Raw genomic sequence first — 23,146 nt, 5'->3', positions numbered from 1 at the left:
CAACTGGCTCACGGCTTCGAAGGTTCTGAAAACGAGCCCGTGTCAACGGTATTGATTGCGCGCCGGCCCTCTGTTCCGGCACACAGGTAGTAGACCCCTGCGATGGCGGCGACCAGCAGAACGAACAACAGACTGGAGTAGCGGTTGTACCAGACGTCGTCGACCCGAGGCCACGCAAGGTTGATGGTCAGCGCCGTACCGAGCACTGCGGCAAGCACATTCACCGGCAGTGAGAAACGTCCAAGGCTCCACTGCTGCGGGGTCCACCGGCCACGCAGGCGTTGGATCAGCTGTGCCCACACCACCAGCAGGTAGCAGACGAACAAACCGGTGAGGCAGGCGGTGGTGATGGCCGCCAGCGCGTCGATGAAGATGATGATGACGGAGGCGATTACGCCGACCAGAATCGTGGCGGTGTGCGGAACCTGCGTGCGGTGGGGAACCCTGGACAGGGCCGCGGAGAACGGGACCCGCCGGTCACGGGCGAGTGAGAAGAAGATCCGGGCGGTCAGTGCCTGGTTGGTCATCGCACAGACGAAGACAGCGATGATGATGATGGCGGCGATGAGCTTGTAGAAGACCGAACCGGTGTTGCCTTCGATGATCGACTGCAATGGATTGGCCGACGCCACAACGTCGTCGACGCTGCCGGGGATGGCCAGCACGGCGGCCACCAGGAAGACGATGCCGACGGCAAAGGTGGTGACGATGGATGAGATACCCGCCTTGGGAATGACTTTCGACGCCTCTTTGGTTTCTTCAGCCATATCCGTGGCCATCTCGAGACCCGTCCACGCCCAGGATCCGAACAGCATCGCTGCACCGAACGCCGCGAGCGTCGTGGTGTCGGCTGGTAACCCCTGCGGCTCAACGAGCACTGTGACCGGCTGATTGCCGAACCCGACGACGAACAAGACGATGATCAACACGATCATGCCGCCCACCTCGGCAACGGCGCCGATGGTGGCGACGGCCGAGGCGATCATGACTCCGACGAGGTTCAACGCCGTCGAGGCCAGGATGATGATGATGGCGGCCACCTGCTGTTGCGGCGGTGTCAGTTCCACACCGGCAAGGGATGCGACAAAGGGCGATATCCCGTAGGCGACCGCGCTGACCAGCGCGATCTGGGAGGCGCCGTACAGCCAACCCGTGACGTATCCGGTGCGCGGCCCGATCAACCTGCTGGACCACTGGTAGAGCGCACCGGCCAGCGGCATGCTCGCACCGAGTTCGGCGAACATCAACGTCACCAGCAGCATGACGACGAAGCCGATGACCCACGTCCATACCAACAAACCTGTTCCGCCGGTGGTGATTCCGTAGGCGAAGAGGGTGAAGATGGCAGTGGCCACCGACGACGTCGAGATGTTGACAGCGGTGGCGCGTGCGAAACCCATGGTGCGCTTGAGCACTTCCTGATAGCCGAAGTCCTCGAGCTGTCCGCGGTCATCACCGCCCGGGCCGGGTTGGGGCGGGCTGGGTGTTGGGTGTTTGTCGTGTTCGCTTTCGGGCGTGATGCTCATGGTTACCTCACTGAGTGGCTGAATCGTGGGCGACGTGTGTGCCGGACCGGGTCCGATATGCCCGGAACCCGGTCAGAAAGTACGTTCGCGCACTCGATGGCGGCCACAGGTGCCATGAAAATGTGGACAACTTGCACGCTGCCGACAGCTGTTCGGCGCCGTTACGTTTAGCCGACGCAACGTGGCGGGCTCAACCTTGCGCCACTGCGTAACCCAATTGAAACACATGGCAACGAAGCCTGGAAGTCATACCGCACGATCGACGAAGGGAACTGGCAGCAATGACGAACGGAAACGCGGCCACCATCGGCACCGAGGACATCGACAGGGTCCGCAAACTTTTCGCGCGTCACGACATCCGGACCGTGCAGTTCGGGGCACCCGACATCGACGGCCTGGTCCGAGGAAAGTTCGTGCCGGCCGAATTCTTTCTGGAATCGATTGTGCGGCAGGGCTCGTCGATACCCAACATCGTCTTCGGGTGGGACATCGAAGACACCTTGATGGACTGCTTCAGCTTCTCCGGTTGGGAGACGGGATACTCGGACATCGTTTTGATGCCCGACCTTTCGACGATTCGGGCGATTCCGTGGGAACCGGGGCAGGCCATTGTCCTGTGTGACGTGGTGACCACCTCGGGTGAGCCGGTGCCGGTGGCGCCCAGGACGGTACTCAAGCAGCAGGTGACACGTGCCGCCGAACTCGGCTACACCTACTCTGCGGGCTACGAGCTGGAGTTCTACCTGTACCGGGAGACATCGGAGTCGGCAGCGCAGAAGAGTTACCGCAACCTGCGGCCCGCCACCCCCGGCGTGGCCACGTTCAGTCTGCAACGCCATGCCGCGCTGGAACCGGTGATCGGCGCGATCCGTGAAGGCATGCGCGCCTGCGATATTCCGGTTCTGGCGTCCAACACCGAGTACGGGGCGGGACAGATCGAGATCAACATCGAGCACGGCGATGTGCTCACCACCGCCGACCGGGTGGCCATCTACAAGAACGGCGTCCGCCGTATTGCCGAACAGCACGGTTATCTGGCCACGTTCATGGCCAAGGTGGCCACGGATTCGGCCGGTTCGAGCGCGCACATCCATCAGAGCCTGCGGCCACTCGGCAGCCCTGATCGCAACGCCATGTGGGGTGGGGACGGGCCATCGCAGACCATGTGGCACATGGTGGCCGGGCAGTTGAGTGCGATGCCCGAGATGACGGTCTTCTACTGCCCGACGGTGAACTCCTACAAGCGCCGCGTGCCGGGTTCGTGGTCGCCGGTGTCGGCTACCTGGGGATCGGACAACCGGACGTCGGCACTTCGGGTGATCTCGACGAATGAAGGCGCCTGCCGGATGGAGAACCGGCTGCCGGGAGCGGATGCCAATCCGTACCTGGCGCTGGCAGCATGCGTCGCCAGCTCGCTGTACGGGATCGAGAACGAGCTGCAGCCGCCGGATCCCGTTGTCGGAAACGCCTATGACCAGGCAGTCACTCCGCTGCCCAGGTCGCTGTCGGAGGCAATCGGGGAGTTGGAGAAGGGCGGCGTTGCCAGGGCTGCGTTCGGAGACACCTTCGTGGACCACTACCTGGCGTCGCGGCTGTGGGAACGCGACCGGCACCGCGAGGCGGTGGGGGACTGGGAACTCAAGCGGTACTTCGAACGCGTGTGACCCATGACCGCACAGTTCGGCCGGACCGGGTGTTCCGGCTTACGATTGGCCATGATCGAGAATGCGACGGCGCAAGTGGAACTGCGCGTGCTGCGGGACATCGCGCGGGTACTGGCGGGGGCCGGCGACCTCGCGACCATTCTGCAGGCTGTCGCGGAGGCGATTGCGGCAGGCCGCGACAACCGCGATGTGTACGTGTACACCTACGATCAGGACGCCAACGAGTTGGTGTTGACCGGGGCAACCGAGAGTCCGGCGGCGCGCCAGGTGGGCACCCTGCGGGTCGCCTACGGTGACGGCGTGACCGGATGGGTGGCGGCCTCTCGGCAGAGCTATCTGGTTGCCGAGGAGCCGGCCGGGGACCCGCATTTCCTGGCCTATCCCGGCATCGGAGAGGAGCGCTACGGGGCGATCTTCTCGGTACCGATCGTGTCGCGACACGACGATCTTCTGGGCTGTGTGACGGTGTGGGCCACCAACGGACATCGATTCGACCCAGCTGAGGTGCCGTTCGTCGAGCGGGTCGCAGCTCTTGTCGCGGGGGTCTTCGAAACCGAGCGGCTGGCCAACGTCGCTGAAATGCAGACCCGAATAGCCAGTGGTACAGCAGAACTGGCGTCGATGCTGGCATCGGGCACAGCGGCGTCATCGGCGGTGGAGTTCGCTGTCGACTTGGCCAGAGTGGCAGTGAACGCCGATCTCGCTGTCGTGGTGGCGACGGACGAGACGGGCAGTGACCGGATGTTCCTGAAGGCCGCTTCGGTGGGAGCCGGGCATCCGATGCACTCGTCGATCGACTCCGTTCGTCGTGAACTGCTGGCGGTGGAACAGGAGATTCGGACCGCCAGGGTGAACTGGCGCGCAGCGATGGAGGCAATGGCTCACGCCGTCGACGGCAGGGTCGGCGCCGTGGTCACCGCGCCCGTCAGGGCCGGTGCCACCGAACTCGGCTTCATGGTGTGTTATCGGATCGGGCCGGCCCGGTTCACCACCGTGGACGCCACGACATTGGCCTCCTTCGCCAACCATGCGGCGGTGGCCCTCAAGCTGGCGCTGTCGTCCGACGGATCGTCAGAACGCGGCGGGGTGAACTGGTTCCTGCGTGACCTGTCGTCCGGGCATCTCGGCGGAGACCAGCTGCGCAGGCGCGCGGTGGCGGTGGGACTGGACGCCGCGGGCGGGTACGTCTTCGTCGTGGGGAGCGCCGCCACCCGACCATTGCCTGGAGTCCCGGTGGCCGCGGCCCCGGCCGGACCGTCGCTGCGAGACCTGTTGGCATCGTCGCCCGCAGTTCCCGGGTCGACCCATTACGCCACGACAGCTCACCAGACCGTCGCCATCGTTCCCTGGAGCGGTTCGGAAGGCTTTGTCGACGACCTGCGTCTTGCCCTGCTGTCCTTGTGTTCCCGGGTACGGACGAGCGCCGGGGTGCCGCTGACGTTCGGGATCTCGCGCCCCGTCAAGGCGGTGGACGAGTTTGCCGGTGCGCTGGCCGAGGCGCGGGAGGCGATGGCGATCGGGGCGACGCTGGACAATCCGAGCGGGGTGTTCACTCTCGACGACGTGGGGCAGCACCTCCTGCTCAGCCGGGTCTCCAGCGTGGCGTCGGTCCGCGATCGCTACACCACCGCGATCGCGCGGATCGCGGAGTATGACCGGGTGAAGGGCACCGAGCTGCTGGAAACCGTCTCGGTGTTCCTGCACTTTCGCAGTCAAAGTGCCTCCGCCCGTGAGCTTTTCGTGCACAGGAACACGCTGACTCAGCGCCTTGCCCGCGCCTCGCGGCTCTGCGGGTTCGACGTCTCGGAATCGGCGGAGTGGTTCCCGCTGCAGCTGGCGCTGAAGGTGCACCAGACCCGCCGGGGTGCCGAGGCGGCCGAACGATCTGAGGTCGCGCTGCCGGGCCCGGCCGCTGAGGCGCGCTAGGGTCTGGATGCCGCCACCTCACCGGCTGTGTCGGCGGAGCAGGTCGGCAGCTTTCTCGCCGATCATGATTGTCGCCGAATTGGTGTTCACCGAAACGATTCTCGGCATCACCGATGCGTCGGCAACCCGCAGTCCGGTCAGCCCGTGCACCCTCAGCAGGGGGTCCACCACCGAGTCGGGTCCGGTGCCCATCGCGCAACTGCCCACCGGGTGGTAGTAGGTGCTGGTGCCCCGGGCCAGGAAGGACCGCAGCGCCGCATCGTCGGTGACGTCGGGTCCTGGCAGTACTTCGCGGCCGCGCCACGGGGTGAACGGCTCAGCGGCGGCAACCTCGCGAGCGACCCTGATTCCGTGGACCATTCGGCGGATGTCCGATTCGGTGCCCAGGTAGTTCGGATCGATCAGAGGCGGAGCCTGCGGATCCGGTCCTGACAACCGTATCGAACCCCGGGCGTCCGGGACCGTCACGACCGCCAGTGTGAAGCTGTTCGCCGGTGCCACAAGGTGAGGAGGATGGAACGGCACGTGAATGAACATCAGTTGCATGTCCGGTCCGGCAAGAGAATCGGAGCTGCGCCACTGCATCGACGACTCGGCGTGGTTGGTGCGGCCCTGCGGGATCTGTTGCAGCGACTCGTAGACGACGCCGCACAGCGGATGGTCGTGCAGATTGCGCCCGACCCCGGGCAGGTCGTGTATCACGTGCACGCCGGCGGCTTCCAGTTCGGCAGCCGGCCCGATCCCCGAGAGCAGCAACAACCGCGGAGAATCCACCGCACCGCCGCTGATCACCACCTCGGCGTCGGAGTATGCGGTCAACTGTTGACTGCCGTGGCGGAAATCGACTCCGATGCAGCGGTTTCCCATGAAGCGCAACCTGTGTGCGCGCGAGTTCGTCATGACGGTGAGGTTGGCTCTGTCACGGATCGGTCGCAGGTAGGCAGCGGCGGTACTCTGTCGAACCCCATCGGCGATGGTGAGGTCGTGCCAGCCCGCTCCCTCGGCCCGGGCGCCATTGAAGTCGTCGGTGCGGGGGAATCCGGCTGCGGTTGCGGCGTCCAGGAAAACCTGGGAGAGAGGATTGGCGGCGGCGGTTGTCACGGGCCCGGGGAAGAGCGGCCCGTCGGTACCGCGGTAGCGCGGATCGCCGGACCGAACCGTCTCGATGCGCTTGAAGTAGGGCAGTACCGATTCGTAATCCCAACCGACACAACCGGACCTGGCCCAATCGTCGAAGTCGTTGGGGTGTCCGCGCAAGTACACCATGGCGTTGATACTGCTACTGCCGCCAAGTGTGTGCCCGCGTGGCCAGCTGTGGCTGGCGCCGGCGGTGCCCGGCTGGGCGACCGTGCGGTAGGCGTAGTCGATCTCCGTCCCCCACAACGACGGCCACGCCGGTGGTGTGGCGATGCCGGGATGGGCGTCGGGCGAGCCCGATTCGAGGAGCAGGACCTTGGTTGCGGGATCCTCGGAGAGTCGGGCGGCGATCACACAACCGGCGGATCCGGCGCCCACGATCACATAGTCGTAGCTGCTGAACGTCATTGTTTGTCTTTCGTTTTCGTGTGTGGGAAGTCGAGCTGTCAAGGGTCGAGGAGGCATGGGTGGTGGAGACGAAACTGAGCATCGGGGAGTTCGCCGCGCTGACGCATCTGAGCGTGCGGGCACTGCGGCGCTACCATCGGCAAGAGTTGCTGGAGCCCGCAGTGATACACCCCCGCACCGGCTATCGGTATTACGAATTCGACCAGATTCCCACCGCGCGGGTCATCCACCAGCTTCGGCAGTTCGATGTGCCGCTGTCCGAGGTCCGGGCGATTCTCCAGACCGACGACCCAGGGCTTCGCGCCGAGGTGATTGCGGGCCACCTGCGTCGACTCGAGGACCACATCGACCGGACCCAAGCCGCGGTGGCCTCGCTACGCCTGCTTCTCGGCGGTGCTCACGCCACGACCGAGTCCGCAGCCTCGTCGATCACATCGGCCACCGCCCCGGGGTGAGACACGGTGACGGCATGGGACGCCTGGATCTCCACCGTGTGGGAGTTGGCCCGCTCACCCATGAAACGCATGGACTCCGCCGGAATCGCGAGGTCCTCGGTGGTGACCATGTTCCAGGACGGGGTGTCCTTCCAAGCAGCTGCCGTGGCGGGTTCGTTGAGCGCCGATTCCGTGATGGGCCGCTGCGTGGCGGCCATCAGCTCGGTGATCTCCGGCGCCACATCCGCGGCGAACACTCTGCGGAACTCATCCTGTTTGATGTAGAGATCATTTGTGCTGCCGCCGTTGGGAAGTGAGGTCGCAACAGCGTCGAGGGCCGGTCCGAGTTCGGCTCCGGGAAACTTGGCAGCCATCTGTGATGTCGTTTCGCCGGGTTCCAGGATGAAACTCGCGATGTACACCAGCGCTTTGACGTTCGGGCGTCCGACGGCGGCCTCGCTCATCACCGATCCGCCGTACGAGTGGCCGGCCACCACCACCGGGCCCTTCACGCTGTCCAACACACCACCGATGTACTCGGCATCACTGCGCAAGCCACGCAGGGGATTTGCGGCGGCGATCACCGGGTAGCCGTCGCGCTGCAGATCCTCGATCACACCGTTCCAGCTCGAGGAGTCGGCGAAGGCGCCGTGCACCAGTACCACCGTCGGCCGGTCGCCCGGATTGGGAGGGGCCGATGGTTCCAGCTCGGCGGCAGCGCCGCCGCATCCCACCATGAACGCGGCAACGGTGCCGCCTGCGGCCATTCTGGCGAGGGTAGAGGTGATTTTCATTGTGCTCCTCGGGTATTGGATGAACTCTGCGACTGCCAGGTGGCGGCCGCGAGAATGACGGCGGCCACCGCGTCGGGCCGTGAGGCCGGAAGTGCATGTGAGGCACCGGGAACCGCGATGACGCTGCGTGCGTCGGCACGTCGTGCCATGAAGCGGAACGTCTGCGCCGGGATGGCCAGGTCGAGTTCCGGGTAGATGAACCAGGACGGGATGGTTCGCCACGCCGGTTCGCCCGATGCTGCGTGCAGGGCAGCGGTGTTGAAGGGGCGCTGTGTCGCGGCGTTCAGTGCGGCCTGCTCGGCGCTCAAGTCGGCGCAGAAGTGCTGGTGATAGGCATTCTGGTGGACGTAGACGTCGGCAGTCCCGTCGGGCAGAGGGACCTCGTAGAGATGCTCGCCCAAGGTGGCGCCCGGGTACTTGCCCAGCAGATCGGGGGTGGTCTCGCCGCTGTCGGGTGCGAGTCCTGCGACGTAGACCAGCGCTGTGACCTCGCTGTGTCCACGGGCGGCATTGGTGATGACCGCGCCACCATAGGAGTGGCCTGCGAGCACCACGGGACCTTTGATCGCCGCCAGCAGATCGGAGATGGCGGCGGCATCGGAACTCAGCGTCCGGAGTGGGTTGGCCGCCGCGATCACCCGATGGCCCGCTTTTTGCAGCAACGGGATGACACCGTTCCAGCTGGCGGACTCGGCGAAGGCGCCATGAACGAGCACGATGGTTGGTTTCACTGCATGGCCTCGGTTTTTGTTGTCAGAATCGTGGAACGGAGACGGTTTCGGTCCCGTCCCCATCACTGTCACACTCTCGACGGGACAGCGAATCAGTCATTCGACTGAGGTTGTGGGGTGCGAAGCGCTTCGCTGTGCAGTCGGATGACTTCGCTACGGGTCGGCGGCGCCGGACGTCGATGCGTATGCGGCCAGCGCATCACGCAGCCCGGCACGAGAGGACACCCCCAACTTGGGGAAGAGCCGGTACAAGTGTGTGCCCACGGTTCTGGGCGACAGGTACAGGCGTTCGGCGATTTGACGGTTGGTCATACCGCCGGCTGCCAGGTTCGCGATTTCGAGTTCCTGTGCGGTCAGCGAGGCTGATGTCGGTGGCGGTGCGTGTGCCGGACGCAAACCGTTGGCGCGCAGTTCTTGTTGGGTGCGCGCAAGCCATGGCTGAGCGCCCATGGCAGCGAAACCATCACGCGCCAGCAGCAGGTGGCGTCTGGGTTTGTCGGCGATCTTGCGCCTTCGCAGGTTCTCGGCGTGGGCGAGGCGAATGCGACAGGATTCGAAGAGCCATCGATCGGCGTTCGCCGACTCGAGGATGATGTCCAGACGGTCGTCTGCCTCGTCGTCGTCGAGGACGAGGGCCTCGACTGCGCGCTGGATCAAAGTCATCCGGGGCGACAACGCGGCCACGTCGGCTTCTCGCATGGCGTCGAGGTGTGCGTGCGCGTCGGCGTCGCGGCCTGTGCGTAGCGCCGCTTCCACCAGATCGAACATCAACCAGGTGCAGTGCGGCACAAAAGGATTGAGGGTGCCAGCTGGGCTCATGTCCGAGGCGTGGCGGAATGCGGCGGCGAAGTCGCCGGAAGCCGACGCGGCGAGCGCGCGGGGGTGGTGAGCGTAGAGAAGGACGCTGGTGACCCGTCGTGGCTGTGCCCAGCGGCTCATTTCGTCTGCCAGCGCGTATGCCCTTTCGACGTCACCGCGACCGGCGGCCAGGACAGCGCCGGTGTACTGGAAGTACCAGTTGAAGAACGTGAAACCGGTGGTTGCGCAGAGCTTGTGACCTTCACGGGTGAGTTCTTCGGCCTCGTCCCACTGCCCGGTGAGGAAGTCGTCGAGACACAGATGCAGCAGGGCGCCGATGTGCCGCCGCGGGGAGGAGCCGTCGCGCCCCTGGTGGACCAGCCTCCAGTGCGCTTCCCGTGTCTGCGCCATCCGGTCCAGATAGACCGACGCCGCACCGACTCTGATGATGGTGGACGGGTCGCGCTCACTCGGGAGGGCGGTCAGGACTCGGTCCAACCGAGCCGCCGACGTGACACCGGCACGCAGCGGATCTGCGAACGTCGTGCTGGCGAGGGCGAGGATCTCCGGCGGCTCGGGGGTCAGTTTCCCAAGCGCGCGGAAGAACGGTTCCCAGTGCGCGGGGGTGACTGCATACCAGGACAGCAACAGCAGGGTGTGCAAGGCTTCGACAAGGGCGGCATTGTCGGCCCGGTAACCGTGGTCGGCAGTCTCGATGGCCCCCACGAGTAGTCGGTGCGCGGTGTCCACGTCGCCGTCGCCGTTGAGCATCAGGTAAGTGGCGGCGTTCGCTGCGTGTAACGACCCGCAGGAGTCCGGTCCCGCCCGACGTGCCTCTGCCAGAAGGGTTTCCGGATTGCCGAGCGTTCCCCCCGATTCCGCGCCGATGGACGCGGCCTGGGCCAGTCGGCGTCCTCGCGCGTGGGTAGTGGTGCTCAGGTCGGCGGCGCGGACCAGTGCTGAGACGGCTCCCAGCGGATCGCCGCGACGCATCGACAGCCATGCGGCCCGGTCGAGAAGTCCGGCGGCGGTTTCGTCGGGCCCGACAGCCGCTGCCGCCAGGTGCCAGGCCCGCCGTTGCTGTTCGGTGTGCGGCGAATCGGCCAGGATCAGGTGGGCGTGCCGCCGTTCCTCATGGGTGGACATGGCAACGATGGTCGAGCGAATCAGCGGATGCCGGAACGTGATTCGCCGGTCTATGTCGTCGATGAGTACCAACTGTGCCCGCTCGGCCGGAGCGAGGTCGGTCAGTTTGCCACTTTCACCCACCGCCTCGCGCAACACTCGGATGTCGCTGCCGCCATCGAAGGCGGCGATGAGCAACAGCCGGCGGGTGTCTTGCGGCAGAGCCGTGATGCGGGAGGCGAACAGCTTCTGCAGCCGGTCGCTCAGTGGCACGACGTCGGGCTGGTCGACGTTGTGCAGCGGGGTCTCGGACAGTGGGACGGGCAGCTCTGTCAGCGCCAGGGGGTTTCCCTGGGCGAGGTCGAGCGCGCGCTGTCTGATGCGCGGCGCCAGCCCCGGAAACCGAGTGTCGATCAGTTGTTCGGCCGCCGCGCGGTCGAGTGGTTCGACCACCTGCTCGAACAGTCCGCGCCGGTCGAGGACGCTGTCGCTGTCCGTCCGGCAGGACATCACCAGTCCGACGGGAATCCCCTCGAGTCGCCTGGCAATGAATCCGAGCACAAAGGCGCTGGCTCGATCGATCCATTGGATGTCGTCAACCAGCAGCAGGATCGGTTGCTGCTCAGCGACCGCGATAACCAGGGAGAGGGCGGCGTTGCAGACAAGGAGTGCAGCCGGCGGGGGACCGGGGCCGAATCCCAGCGCAACCGACAATGCGTCGCGAGCTCCCGGCGGCAGGCGGTCCAACTCAGTGCGCAGAGGCAGGAGCAACTGATTGAGCCCGGAGTAACTGACGTCTGCCTCGAACTCCGAACCGGACGCCCGTAGGACTCGGGTGTCGATGGACTGCGCCAGGGCTGCTGCGGCGGCGAGCAGCGCGGACTTGCCGACACCAGGTTCGCCGCGGACCAGTCGAACGTCGCCGCTGTGCTGGGTCTGTTCGAGAAAGCGTGTGATCCGGCCGAGTTCGACGCTGCGACCGATTAGTTCTGTCATGGGGCATGCACCTCTCGCGATACGCAATATATTGCATATCGGTATGGCGCTGCTGTCAAGAGCCGCCTTCGCCGGTTTCTTGCCACGGCAACAGCCTCAAGGCTCTCCCAAGGGGAGAGTCAAGCGTTGTTTGTGGGTCTACGAGTAAGCGAACCCGGCGCCTCAGGCGCCGGGATACGTCGCGCTGATGTAGACGATCTCACCGAGAGCATCCCGGTCATCGGGCTGTGGCGGGTGAAGGCCATTGCGGGAGAACAGCTCCGACGTCGGTACCGCGGTGACATCCCAGCCCCGCTGGTCGAGGTAGTCCGCGGCGCTGTGGCGCTGGCCGCTGTAGACCAGCGACGCCATGTCCAGATCCAGACCCTGCCCGGCGAACGCGGCAGAGGCCGCGGCGGCGCGCTCGGCGTCCAGATCGAGGATGCCGGGTGCGAACTCGGTGGCGATCATGCTGCCCGGTGCGCTGAGCCCGTTGATGGTGTCGAACAGTCGGTCCTGCGCCTCGGCAGGAAGATAGATCAACAGCCCCTCGGCGCACCACGCGGTGGGTTGCTCGGCACTCCAGCCCGCATCCAGCAGCGCGGCCGGCCAGTCGTCGCGCAGATCCACCCCGATGGCACGCCGCAGCGCGGACGGCTGTGCGCCCAGCTTCGTCAGCGTCGATGTCTTGAAATCGATGACCTGTGGTTGATCGATCTCGTAGACCGTGGTGCCGCCCGGCCAGGGCAGCCGGTAGGCGCGGGAATCCAGGCCCGAGGCCAGGATCACCGCCTGCTGGATTCCGGCGTCGCTCGCGGACAAGAAGTAGTCGTCGAAGAATTTGGTGCGCAACGCCATTGCGTCGATCATCTGCTGTGCGCGCTCGGGGGTGAAGTCAGGGAATTGGGCGATGTCGAGCTCGCCGTCGACCATCCTGGTGAAGAAGTCGATGCCGACCGCGCGGACCAGGGGGGCGGCCCACGGGTCCTCGATGAACCGGCCGGCTTGTGTGGCCGCGGCGCGGGCCGCCGCCACCATGGTGGCCGTGGTGCCGACGCTCGACGCCGGATCCCAGGAGTCGCCTTCAGTGCGTGCCATGGCTCCACTCTAGGACGGCGGTCAGAGAGCCGGAGTGGTCGCCGACGAACTCCACCGGCTGATCGGCGGGAAGCTCAAAACCCTTGGCGGCGAACGCGAGACCGTCCGCGGCGAGCGCCGCCTGCGGCCACACCGACGGTACGGAGAGGCCGGTCGACATCTAGGCGCTCCTGGTGGCGATCACGGATAGTGAGTTGCGCAGCGGAGCGAGGGCCTCCGATGTCGGGAAGCACTGCCCGTAGTCGGCGAACACGTCAGGTCTCGAGCGGGCGGTGACGTCCCATCCGCGGGCGCTCAGGTAGTCGGTGACCGGATGGCGCTCGCCCGGATACGACAGATCGGCGAAGTCCAGATCAAAGCCCTGATCACCCCACTGGCGTCGGATCTCGGCGGCTCGCTGCCCGATGGCGGCTCCGGCGTCGCGGTGGTACTCGGTGGCCAACGTCGACCCGGGCGCCGACAGCGTGGTGATGTGGTCGAACAGCCGGTCCTGCGCCTCGGGTGGCAGATAGATCAACAGCCCCTCAGCGCTCCACGCGGTGGGCACAGAGTCGTCGAAACCGGCGCCGCGCAACGCGGCGGGCCAGTCGTCACGCAGATCGACCGAGACCGTGCGGCGATCCGTGGTGGGTTCGGCCCCCAACTCGGCCAGCGTCCTGGTCTTGAAGTCGATCACCTCGGGCTGATCGATCTCATAGACGACGGCCCCCGGCGCCCATGGCAGGCGGTAGGCACGCGAATCGAGGCCCGAGGCCAAGATGACCGCCTGCGGCAAGCCCGAGTGGATGAAGAAGTCGTCGAAGAATCGGGTGCGGACCGCCATCACGGTTGTCATGGCAGTCGCCGCCTCGGCGGCTTCCTCCGGAACCTGCAATGAACCGTCGACCATCTTGGTGAAGAACTCCACCCCGACGGCACGCACCAGGGGAGCGGCGAACGGGTCGTTGATCAGGGCGTCGGGCTCGGCGCTGGCCAGCGCGCGGGCGGCGGCGACCATGGTGGCCGTCGCCCCCACGCTGGAGGCCAGGTCCCAGGTGTCGGAATCGAAGCGCCCGGCGGGTGTGGTCACCGCAGCGCAGTGATGTAGTGAACGTCGCCGAAGCCGACCTGGTCGTCCTCGACGGGTATGAGGCCGGCCGCGACGATCAGATCGTTTGCCCGCACCGCCTCCACCTGCCAGCCACGCTCGGCCAGAAAGGCCGAGGCGTCGGCCCGCTCGCCGAGGAAGGTCAGCTCGGAGAAGTCCAGATCGAACCCGTGCTCCTGCCACTTCGTGGTCACCGAATGCATCCGTTCGCGGGCCGCCTCCTGCTCGTCGGCCCTGATGACCGGCATCACCTCGAGGGCGAAGCGGCTGCCGGCGGGGCTCAGCTCGGTGATCTGGTCCAGCAGTGTGTCCTGCGCCTGGCCGGGCAGGTAACCCAGCAGTCCCTCGGCGATCCAGGCGATGGGCTCGGTGGTGTCGAGTCCGGCCTCGCGAAGCGCCGTCACCCAGTCGTCGCGCAGATCGATGGCCACCGGGCGAAGCTCGGTGGTGGGGTGGGCGCCCAGATCGGCGATGGCCCGGCGCTTGAATTCGATGACCTCGGGTTGGTCGATCTCGTAGACGACCGTTCCAGTCGGCCATGTCAGCCGGTAGGCGCGCGCGTCGAGGCCGGACGCAAGAATGACGGCCTGCCGGACGCCGGCCCGGGTGGCGGACTGGAAGAACTCGTCGAAGAAGCGGGTGCGGGCGGCCATGCCGTCGACGAACCGCATGACACCCATCGGGGCCGACGCCTCGGTCCCGGGGTCGAGGTCCTCGGGCTTGAGCTCACCGGAGGCCAGCTTGGTGAAGAAGTCGACGCCGACGGCGCGTACCAGAGGCTCGGCGAACGGATCGTCGATCACCGGGTTGGGGGCCTGGGTGGCCATGGCCCGCGCCGCGGCCACCATGGTGGCGGTGGCGCCCACGCTGGAGGCGAGGTCCCAGGTGTCGTTGTCGGTGCGCGGCATGGTCGTGTCCCTTCCCGAAGTTAATTAGCCGATTTAATAAGATGGTCTCGACACTACGCGAGTGAAACTGACAGGCGCCTGAGAACGACGGGGACATGACGATGCGGGCGATGGGGGACCCGGCTGTTACTCTCGTACACTGATTTGACGCGCGAGGCCGCTGGCTGTGGTTACCCACTCTGGCCTGCCGGTACTCGGCGTAGGACTCAGGATTTACCCGTCGCTGGCCCGGCCAGCCCCATCGGCACGTCGCCATAGAGCCGGCTGCCCAGGAGGAAGAGTGCTCTCGGCTTTCATCTCAGCGCTACGGACAGCCGACCTCAGGCGAAAGATCCTGTTCACACTGGCGATGGTCATCCTGTACCGGGTCGGCGCCTCGCTGCCCTCACCCGGGGTGAACTACGGCAACGTGCAGCAGTGCATCGAGCAGGTCAGTGGCGGCGAGTCCGGCCAGATCTACTCCCTGATCAACCTGTTCTCCGGCGGCGCCCTGTTGCAGCTGTCCGTGTTCGCGGTGGGCGTAATGCCCTACATCACCGCGAGCATCATCGTGCAGCTGCTCACCGTGGTGATCCCGCGCTTCGAACAACTCCGCAAGGAAGGCCAGTCGGGCCAGGCCAAGATGACGCAGTACACGCGTTATCTCGCCATCGCGCTGGCCGTTCTGCAGGCCACCTCGATCGTGGCGCTGGCCGCCAACGGCGGCCTGCTGCAGGGCTGCGCGCTGGACATCATCCAGGACCAGAGCATCTTCGTCCTGGTCGTCATCGTCATCGTCATGACCGCAGGCGCCGCCCTGGTGATGTGGATGGGCGAGCTGGTCACCGAGCGCGGCGTCGGTAACGGCATGTCGCTGCTGATCTTCGCCGGTATCGCCGCCGCCATCCCCGGCGAGGGCAAGAACATCCTCGACAGCCGCGGTGGCATGGTGTTCACCCTGGTGTGCATCGCGGCGCTGATCATCGTCATCGGCGTGGTGTTCGTGGAGCAGGGCCAGCGCCGCATCCCGGTGCAGTACGCCAAGCGCATGGTCGGCCGCAAGATGTACGGCGGAACGTCGACCTACCTGCCGCTGAAGGTCAACCAGGCCGGCGTCATCCCCGTCATCTTCGCGTCGTCGCTGATCTACATCCCGCAGCTGATCACGCAGTTGATCCAGAGCGGCAGCAGCAACCCCGGCCAAGGCTGGTGGGAGAAGTTCGTCGCGGACTACCTGTCCAACCCGTCTGATCCCATTTACATCGCGCTGTACTTCGGCCTGATCGTGTTCTTCACCTACTTCTATGTGTCGATCACCTTCAACCCCGACGAGCGCGCCGACGAGATGAAGAAGTTCGGTGGCTTCATCCCCGGCATCCGCCCGGGCAAGCCCACCGCCGACTACCTGCGCTACGTGCTGAGCCGGATCACGCTGCCCGGCTCGATCTACCTCGGCATCATCGCCGTGCTGCCCAACGTCTTCCTGGACATCGGCAACAGCGGTGGCGGCGTACAGAATCTGCCGTTCGGTGGTACCGCGGTGCTGATCATGATCGGCGTCGGCCTGGACACCGTGAAGCAGATCGAGAGTCAGCTCATGCAGCGCAATTACGAAGGCTTCCTCAAGTGACAGAAGGGTTCGGTAAGTTGAGAATTGTTTTGCTCGGACCGCCCGGCGCCGGCAAGGGCACCCAGGCCATCAAGCTCGCCGAGAAGCTCGGCGTCCCGCAGATCTCGACCGGCGACCTCTTCCGGCACAACATCAGCACGGGCACCGAGCTCGGTATCGAGGCCAAGAAGTACCTCGACGCCGGTGATCTGGTTCCGGCTTCGCTCACCAACGCCCTGGTCGACGACCGGCTCGACGACGAGGACGCGGCGGCCGGCTTCATCCTCGACGGCTTCCCGCGTTCGGTGGAGCAGGCCGTGGCGCTCGAGGAGATGCTGCGCAAGCGCGGCCTGAAGCTGGACGCCGTGGTGGAGTTCCGGGTTCCCGAGGAGGAACTGGTGGAGCGCCTCAAAGGGCGTGGCCGGGCCGACGACACCGAGGACGTCATCCGCAACCGCTTCAAGGTGTACCGGGACGAGACGGCGCCGCTGCTGGACCACTACAGCGCCGACCTCAAGACCGTTGACGCCGTCGGATCCCTCGACGAGGTGTTCGGCCGAGCACTGCAGGCACTCGGCAAGTAATGGTCTCGATCCCCGGGCTGCGCGGGCGAAAGGTCGTGCCGCAACGCAGCCCAGGTGAACTCGACGCCATGGCGGTGGCCGGCTCGCTGGTCGCCAAGGCACTGCGCGCGGTCCGCGAGGCCGCGGTCCCCGGGGTCTCGACGCTGGATCTGGACCGCATCGCCGAATCCGTCATCCGCGACGGCGGTGGCATCCCGTCGTTTCTGGGCTATCACGGATACCCGGGCAGCATCTGTTCGTCGGTCAACGACCGCGTGGTGCACGGCATCCCGTCCGCGGCCGAAGTGCTGGGCTCCGGCGACCTGGTGTCCATCGACTGCGGTGCGATCGTCGACGGCTGGCACGGTGACTCCGCCGTCACCTTCGGTGTCGGCCCGCTGATCGCGGCCGACGAGAACCTGTCGGCGGCCACCAGGGAATCCATGGAAGCCGGAATCGCTGCGATGGTGCCCGGCAACAAGCTGGGCGACGTCTCGCACGCCATCGAGAGCGGCACCCGAGCAGCCGAGATCAGATACGACCGCAAGTTCGGAATCGTCGCCGGCTACGGCGGGCACGGCATCGGTCGCCAGATGCACATGGACCCGTTCCTGGCCAACGAAGGCCCGCCCGGCCGGGGGCCGATGCTGGTGGCCGGCTCGGTGCTGGCCATCGAGCCGATGCTGACGCTGGGCACCACGCAGACCCGGATCCTCGACGACGACTGGACCGTGGTCACCACCGACGGAACACGCGCCGCGCATTGGGAGCACACCGTCGCCGCCACCGACGACGGACCCCGCATCCTGACCCTCGAGCTCTAGAACCGCTGCATGTCCGCCGAGGTGGCTGCCTTGGCTGAAGGAGCACACTTGAACCGATTGGGCACCTACGTCGTGTCCAACTCGGGAGGTTCCTCGTGGACGACGCGGATGGAGTTGCGCTGCGCTCGCTGTACGACGCGCATGCTGCCGCGCTGTGGCGATACGCCCTGCGCTTGACCGGTGATCGGGCCCGCGCCGAAGACGTGGTGCAGGAGACGCTGCTGCGAGCCTGGGAACATCCCGAGGCGATCGACGACACCCGACGGCCCGCCAGGGCCTGGCTGTTCACCGTGGCCCGCAACATGATCATCGACGAACGCCGCAGTGCGCGCTTCCGCCGTGAGTCACCGGACACCGGCATCGAGCTGCCAGGCCCGGACGAAGTCAATGCGGCGCTGGACCGGCTGCTGCTGGGCGATGCCATGGCGCAACTGTCCGCCGACCACCGGGCGGTGATCCGCCGGTCGTACTACTTGGGCTGGTCCACCACCCAGATCGCCGACGATCTGCAGATCGCCGAAGGCACCGTGAAATCGCGGCTGCACTACGCCGTGCGGGCACTGCGACTGGTCCTGCAGGAGATGGGGGTGACGCGATGACGAACGCCGACCCTTATGCCATGTGGGACGCCGCCTACGTGCTGGGTTCGCTGTCCAGCGCCGAGCGACGCGAGTACGAGGCACACCTGGTGACGTGCCGGCAGTGCCGCTCCGCAGTTTCCGAGATCAGCGGCATGCCGGCCCTGCTGTCGCTGCTGGACTGCGAGACCGTGGGCGATGACGCTCCCGTCCAGGACCTGCCGCCGGATTTCGGTGCGCTGATGGCGGCGGCGGCGGCGGCGACCCGGCGCCACCGGTCGTGGTTGATGTTCGCCTCTGCCGCCGCCGCGGTGCTGGTGATCGGATTGGCGACGGGCTTGGCGATGGTGTGGTGGCGGTCGGTGCCGGCCGGACAGCCGGCGCTGGAACTCACAGCGGTCACCCCGTCGTCGTACTCGGCGACGGTGAGGCTGGCTGAGCATGACTGGGGCACCGAGATCATGATGTCCTGCACGTACGCCGACCGGCCCGACGAACCGGCCGACATCGACCGTCTTGTCATGGTGGCGGTCGGGGACGACGGCACCAGGACACGCTTGGCAACGTGGAATGCGACAGCAGGAACCACCGCGTCACCGCATGCCAGTACCTCGCTGGCCGTCGACGACATCGCCGCAGTGCAGGTGGTGGATGACGAATCCGGTGAGGTGCTGTTGGAGCGTGCCCTCGACGCCACCGCGCGTTGAGCGTATGTGCGCGCAGCGATGCGCTTGAATGGGCTGATGCCCGACTCCAGCCACGGCGACCCCAGAGATCCGATAGCTGCCGCCCGCGCGAACTGGGAGAAAGCCGGATGGGGTGACGTCGCCGGGGGCATGGTGGCGGTGACGTCGGTGATGCGGGCGCATCAGATCCTGCTTGCTCGAGTCGAAAGTGCCTTGCGTCCCTACGATTTGAGCTTCTCGCGGTTCGAGTTGCTGCGCCTGCTGGCGTTCAGCCGAGCCGGCGCGCTACCCATCACCAAGGCGTCCGACCGACTTCAGGTACATGTCACCAGCGTCACGCACGCCATTCGCCGGCTGGAGGCCGGTGGACTGGTGCGACGGCTGCCGCACCCCACCGACGGGCGCACCACGCTGGTGGAGATCACCGACCTGGGTCGCTCCACAGTGGAGGACGCGACGGCCACCCTCAACGAGAAGGTGTTCGCCGATATCGGGATGTCAGCCGAGGAGTCGCAGCGCCTCGTTGCCTCGATCGAGACGCTGCGACACAGCGCGGGAGATTTCTGAAACCACGGCTCAGCGCAGCGAGTTGATGACGGCGCTGAAGTCCTCGCCGGCATGCTCCTCGTTGAACTTCGCGTAGATCTCGGCGGCGTGGGTGCCCAGCGGAGCGTTGGATCCGGTGGAGGACACCGCAGCCATCGCCAGGCCCAGGTCTTTGTTCATCAGGGCGGTGGCGAATCCCGGCTTGAAATCGTTGTTGGCCGGTGACGTCGGCACCGGTCCTGGCACCGGGCAGTTGGTGTGCACCGACCAGCAATTGCCGGTGGCGCCGGTGATGACGTCGAACAGCGACTGATCCGACAGACCCAGCTTCTCGGCCAGCACAAACGCCTCACCGATGGCGATCTGCTGCACCGCCAGCACCATGTTGTTGCACAGTTTGGCCGCCTGGCCGGTGCCGGAGGCGCCGCAGTGAATGATCTTGCCCGCCATGGGCTCCAGCACCGGGCGGGCGCGTTCGACGGCCTCGTCGCTGCCGCCCACCATGAAGGCCAGTGTGCCGGCAGTGGCGCCCTTGACCCCACCGGAGACCGGGGCGTCGATCTGCAGGAAGCCGCCTTCGGTGGCCTGGGCATTGATCTCGCGGGCATCGTCGACAGAGATGGTGGACGTGTCGATGAACAAGGTGCCCGGTTTGGCGGCAGGCAGCGCCTCGGCGTAACAGGACTTCACGATGGCGCCGTTGGGCAGCGAGGTGATCACCACGTCGGCCCCGGACGCCGCTTCGGCACCGCTGTCGAACACCGTGGCGCCCTTGGCTTCCACCGCATCACGCAGAGCCGGCACCAGATCGAAGGCCCGCACCGTGTGGCCGGCCCCCACCAGGTTCACCGCCATGGGGCCGCCCATGTTGCCCAGGCCCAGGAACGCGATCGTCGTCATTGACTACCTCTCAACTCGCCGCTCGCGCGCGTGCGGCTTCTGCCCTGCCGATCACGACGCGCATGATTTCGTTGGTGCCCTCGAGGATTCGATGCACCCGCAGGTCGCGGACGATCTTCTCCAGGCCGTATTCCTTGAGATAGCCGTAACCGCCGTGCAATTGCAGGGCTTTGTCCGCCACCTCGTAACAGGCGTCGGTGACATACCGCTTGGCCATTGCGCACAACTCCACCTTGGCGGGGTCATTGGCATCCAGCGCGGAAGCCGCCTGCCACAACAGCGTTCGTGAGGCCTGCAGCGCGGTGGCCATGTCCGCCAGGGTGAACCGGATGGTCGGCTCGTCGAGCAACGATGCCCCGAAGGCCTCCCGGTCCCGGACATAAGCCGCGGCCTTCTCGTAGGCCGTCTGCGCGCCACCCAGGGAGCAGGCGGCGATGTTGATCCGACCGCCGTTGAGCCCGTTCATGGCGATACCGAAACCGGTGCCCTCCTCGCCGCCCAGCAGGTTCTCGGCCGGCACCCGGACGCCCTCGAAGATCACCTGGGCCGTCGGCTGAGCGTTCCAGCCCATCTTGACCTCGTCGGGGCCGAACGACAGCCCCGGTACGTCTTTCTCGACGACGAACGTCGAGATGCCGCGCGGGCCTTCACTTCCCGTGCGGGCCATCACCACGTAGACATCGGAGCTGCCGGCACCGGAGATGAACTGCTTGACCCCGTCCAGGACGTAATGCTCGCCGTCCCGGATCGCTCTGGTCCGCAACGCCGAGGCATCCGAACCCGCACCCGGTTCGGTCAGACAGTACGAGGCGATGGACTCCATCGAGGCCAGCTTCGGCACCCAGGTCTTGCGTTGTTCGCGGGTGCCGTAGGTGTCGATCATCCACGCACACATGTTGTGGATCGACAGGAACGCCGCCACGGTGGGGTCGGCGGCGGCCAACTGCTCGAAGATGCGTACCGCATCGATGCGCCGCAGGCCACTGCCGCCGACATCCTCGCTGCAGTACACCGCCGCCATCCCCAGCTCGGCGGCCGCGCGCAGCTCCTCGACCGGGAAGTGTTTGGCCGCATCCCAATCCAGTGCGTGCGGGGCCAGCCGTTTGGTCGCGAACGCGGCCGCGGTCTCGGTGATGACCCGCTCGTCGTCGTCGAGTCCGAACAATTGCATGTGTGCGCCCTACTTCATTGTCGGGATGACGAATTCGGCGCCATCCTTGATGCCGGAGGGCCAGCGCTCGGTCACGGTTTTGGTCTTGGTGTAGAACTGGATGGACGCTGGTCCGTGTTGGTTGAGGTCGCCGAAGCCGGAGCGTTTCCAGCCGCCGAAGGTGTGGTAGGCCACGGGTACCGGGATCGGTACGTTGACTCCGACCATGCCGACCTGTACCCGGGAGACGAAGTCGCGGGCGGCGTCACCGTCGCGGGTGAAAATGGCCACGCCGTTGCCGTATTCGTGCTCTGACGGCAGTCGCAGGGCCTCGTCGTAGTCGTGGGCGCGCACGATGCACAGGACGGGGCCGAAGATTTCGTCGGTGTAGATGGACATGTCGGTGGTGACGTGATCGAACAGGGTGGGGCCGATGAAGAAGCCGTTGGAGAGGTCGTGGTCGTCGAAGGACAGTTCGTCGGTGGTGCGTTCGCGGCCGTCGATCACCAGGTCGGCTCCGGCTTCGACGCCTTGGCTGATGTAGTTGCGTACCCGTTCGAGTGCGGCGCCGGTGACCAGCGGTCCGTAGTCGGCCTTGGGGTCGAGGCTGTGGCCCACCCGGAGTTGGTTGACGCGCTCCACCAAGCGGTTTCGCAGCCGGTTGGCCGTTTCCTCGCCGACGGGCACGGCGACGCTGATGGCCATGCAGCGTTCGCCGGCGCTGCCGTAGCCGGCGCCGATCAACGCATCGACGGCTTGGTCGAGGTCGGCGTCGGGCATGATGATCATGTGGTTCTTGGCGCCGCCGAAGCATTGTGAGCGTTTGCCGTGTGCGGCGGCGGTCGAGTAGATGTACTGCGCGATGTCCGAGGAGCCGACGAAGCCGACGGCCTGGACGTCGGGGTGGGTGAGGATGGCGTCCACCGCTTCCTTGTCACCCTGGACCACCTGGAACACTCCCGCGGGCAGACCGGCTTCGAGGAACAGTTCGGCCAGGCGCAGCGGCACCGAGGGGTCGCGCTCGGACGGCTTGAGGATGAAGGCGTTGCCGCACGCCAGCGCGGGGCCGGCTTTCCAGAGCGGGATCATCGCGGGGAAGTTGAACGGGGTGATGCCGGCGACCACGCCCAGGGGTTGGCGGATGGAGTAGACGTCGATGCCGCCGCCCGCGCCCTCGGTGAACTCACCCTTGAGCAGATGCGGGATGCCGATGGCGAATTCGATGACCTCGATGCCGCGCTGGATGTCGCCCTTGGAATCGGCCACGGTCTTGCCGTGCTCGATGGACAGCAGCTCGGCCAGCTCGTCGACGTTGTCGTTGACCAGGGCGATGAACTTCATCATCACGCGGGCGCGGCGCTGCGGGTTCCAGGCGGCCCAGTCCTTCTGCGCCTCGACCGCCGAGGCCACGGCGGTGTCGACATCGGCCGCCGACGCCAGCAGGACCTGTGCTTGCACCTGGCCGGTGCTGGGGTTGAGCACATCCGCGGTGCGGGTGGAACCCAACGTCGAACGCTTGCCGTCGATGAAATGCGGAATCTGTGTGGTCATGAGTCATCCCAGGATCGGAAGTGGCGCGGGTATCCGCCCGCGATACGGATCAACAAGATACTTGCATATCCTAGTAATGCCGGGTGTCGGTGCGCAAGGGTGCGTCCGACACCCGGTCACAATCGCCGTTCAACGGTCACCGCGGGGCT

21 protein-coding genes are annotated in these 23,146 nt (G+C 66.2%); 9 read left to right on the top strand and 12 right to left on the bottom strand.

Annotation, left to right across the window (positions count from 1 at the left end; all coding sequences use genetic code 11):
- Positions 1-8: 8 nt before the first annotated feature.
- Positions 9-1,526 carry an amino acid permease gene (locus BVC93_RS03980; RefSeq protein WP_083736037.1) on the bottom strand — a complete coding sequence of 506 codons (1,518 nt, stop codon included), beginning with the start codon at positions 1,524-1,526 and terminating at the stop codon, positions 9-11.
- 281 nt (positions 1,527-1,807) lie between these two features.
- Here BVC93_RS03980 and BVC93_RS03975 point away from each other — a divergent pair, with 281 nt between their 5' ends.
- Positions 1,808-3,190: a glutamine synthetase family protein gene (locus BVC93_RS03975; RefSeq protein WP_083736036.1), complete on the top strand. Its 1,383-nt coding sequence runs from the start codon at positions 1,808-1,810 to the stop codon at positions 3,188-3,190.
- A 51-nt stretch (positions 3,191-3,241) separates the two neighbouring features.
- The gene (locus BVC93_RS03970) at positions 3,242-5,116 is read left to right on the top strand and encodes a helix-turn-helix domain-containing protein (RefSeq protein ID WP_083740785.1); all 1,875 of its coding nucleotides are present in this window, start codon (positions 3,242-3,244) and stop codon (positions 5,114-5,116) included.
- An 18-nt stretch (positions 5,117-5,134) separates the two neighbouring features.
- Here the strand turns inward: BVC93_RS03970 and BVC93_RS03965 are convergent, their stop codons facing one another.
- Positions 5,135-6,661 (bottom strand): GMC family oxidoreductase, encoded by a 1,527-nt coding sequence (locus BVC93_RS03965; protein ID WP_083736035.1) that lies wholly within the window; start codon positions 6,659-6,661, stop codon positions 5,135-5,137.
- 59 nt (positions 6,662-6,720) lie between these two features.
- Between BVC93_RS03965 and BVC93_RS03960 the strand changes: the two genes are divergently transcribed.
- Positions 6,721-7,116 (top strand): MerR family transcriptional regulator, encoded by a 396-nt coding sequence (locus tag BVC93_RS03960; RefSeq protein WP_236950236.1) that lies wholly within the window; start codon positions 6,721-6,723, stop codon positions 7,114-7,116.
- On the opposite strand, the gene BVC93_RS03955 is transcribed toward BVC93_RS03960, so the two are convergent.
- The 7 genes from BVC93_RS03955 to BVC93_RS03930 form a co-directional block, all read right to left on the bottom strand.
- Entirely contained in the window at positions 7,059-7,889 is an 831-nt protein-coding gene (locus BVC93_RS03955) for an alpha/beta fold hydrolase (protein ID WP_083736034.1), read from the bottom strand. The genes BVC93_RS03960 and BVC93_RS03955 overlap by 58 nt on opposite strands.
- A complete protein-coding gene (locus BVC93_RS03950) occupies positions 7,886-8,620 on the bottom strand; it encodes an alpha/beta fold hydrolase (RefSeq protein ID WP_197687527.1) in 735 nt (244 codons plus the stop codon). The genes BVC93_RS03955 and BVC93_RS03950 overlap by 4 nt, the downstream gene beginning before the upstream one ends.
- Positions 8,621-8,773: 153 nt before the next feature.
- Positions 8,774-11,539, bottom strand: a complete 2,766-nt coding sequence (locus tag BVC93_RS03945; protein ID WP_083736032.1) for an ATP-binding protein — start codon at positions 11,537-11,539, stop codon at positions 8,774-8,776.
- Positions 11,540-11,701: 162 nt separating this feature from the next.
- Entirely contained in the window at positions 11,702-12,616 is a 915-nt protein-coding gene (locus BVC93_RS03940; protein WP_083736031.1) for an SAM-dependent methyltransferase, read from the bottom strand.
- Positions 12,603-12,776, bottom strand: a complete 174-nt coding sequence (locus tag BVC93_RS32935; protein ID WP_157516759.1) for a hypothetical protein — start codon at positions 12,774-12,776, stop codon at positions 12,603-12,605. Before BVC93_RS32935 ends, BVC93_RS03940 begins: the two co-directional genes overlap by 14 nt.
- Positions 12,777-13,613, bottom strand: a complete 837-nt coding sequence (locus tag BVC93_RS03935; protein WP_083740783.1) for an SAM-dependent methyltransferase — start codon at positions 13,611-13,613, stop codon at positions 12,777-12,779.
- A 68-nt stretch (positions 13,614-13,681) separates the two neighbouring features.
- Positions 13,682-14,611, bottom strand: a complete 930-nt coding sequence (locus BVC93_RS03930; protein WP_083736030.1) for an SAM-dependent methyltransferase — start codon at positions 14,609-14,611, stop codon at positions 13,682-13,684.
- A gap of 280 nt (positions 14,612-14,891) precedes the next feature.
- On the opposite strand from BVC93_RS03930, the gene secY reads away from it, so the two are divergent.
- From secY to BVC93_RS03900, 6 genes are all read left to right on the top strand, one after another.
- A complete protein-coding gene (gene secY / locus BVC93_RS03925) occupies positions 14,892-16,220 on the top strand; it encodes a preprotein translocase subunit SecY (RefSeq protein WP_083736029.1) in 1,329 nt (442 codons plus the stop codon).
- 17 nt (positions 16,221-16,237) lie between these two features.
- Entirely contained in the window at positions 16,238-16,783 is a 546-nt protein-coding gene (locus BVC93_RS03920; RefSeq protein WP_083740782.1) for an adenylate kinase, read from the top strand.
- Positions 16,783-17,586, top strand: coding sequence for a type I methionyl aminopeptidase (map, locus tag BVC93_RS03915; protein WP_083736028.1), 804 nt, complete (start codon positions 16,783-16,785; stop codon positions 17,584-17,586). Before BVC93_RS03920 ends, map begins: the two co-directional genes overlap by 1 nt.
- Before the next feature lie 95 nt (positions 17,587-17,681).
- Positions 17,682-18,185 carry a sigma-70 family RNA polymerase sigma factor gene (locus BVC93_RS03910; protein ID WP_083736027.1) on the top strand — a complete coding sequence of 168 codons (504 nt, stop codon included), beginning with the start codon at positions 17,682-17,684 and terminating at the stop codon, positions 18,183-18,185.
- Complete coding sequence (locus tag BVC93_RS03905) at positions 18,182-18,871, top strand: anti-sigma factor family protein (protein ID WP_083736026.1); 690 nt, start codon at positions 18,182-18,184, stop codon at positions 18,869-18,871. The genes BVC93_RS03910 and BVC93_RS03905 overlap by 4 nt, the downstream gene beginning before the upstream one ends.
- Positions 18,872-18,907: 36 nt before the next feature.
- A complete protein-coding gene (locus BVC93_RS03900; protein WP_083740781.1) occupies positions 18,908-19,417 on the top strand; it encodes a MarR family transcriptional regulator in 510 nt (169 codons plus the stop codon).
- Positions 19,418-19,426: 9 nt separating this feature from the next.
- Here the strand turns inward: BVC93_RS03900 and mmsB are convergent, their stop codons facing one another.
- Genes mmsB through BVC93_RS03885 form a run of 3 tightly spaced genes read right to left on the bottom strand, consistent with a single transcriptional unit; the run spans position 19,427 to position 22,997 of the window.
- Positions 19,427-20,296, bottom strand: coding sequence for a 3-hydroxyisobutyrate dehydrogenase (gene mmsB / locus BVC93_RS03895; protein ID WP_083736025.1), 870 nt, complete (start codon positions 20,294-20,296; stop codon positions 19,427-19,429).
- A 10-nt stretch (positions 20,297-20,306) separates the two neighbouring features.
- Positions 20,307-21,461, bottom strand: a complete 1,155-nt coding sequence (locus BVC93_RS03890) for an acyl-CoA dehydrogenase family protein (RefSeq protein WP_192860350.1) — start codon at positions 21,459-21,461, stop codon at positions 20,307-20,309.
- Between the two features lie 15 nt (positions 21,462-21,476).
- On the bottom strand, positions 21,477-22,997 hold the full coding sequence (locus BVC93_RS03885) for a CoA-acylating methylmalonate-semialdehyde dehydrogenase (RefSeq protein ID WP_083736023.1): 1,521 nt from the start codon (positions 22,995-22,997) through the stop codon (positions 21,477-21,479).
- Positions 22,998-23,146: the final 149 nt, after the last annotated feature.

The organism is Mycobacterium sp. MS1601, assembly GCF_001984215.1.
Lineage (GTDB): Bacteria > Actinomycetota > Actinomycetes > Mycobacteriales > Mycobacteriaceae > Mycobacterium.
The sequence above is the reverse complement of the archived record's forward strand: the minus strand, read 5'-3'. Positions and strand labels throughout refer to the sequence as shown.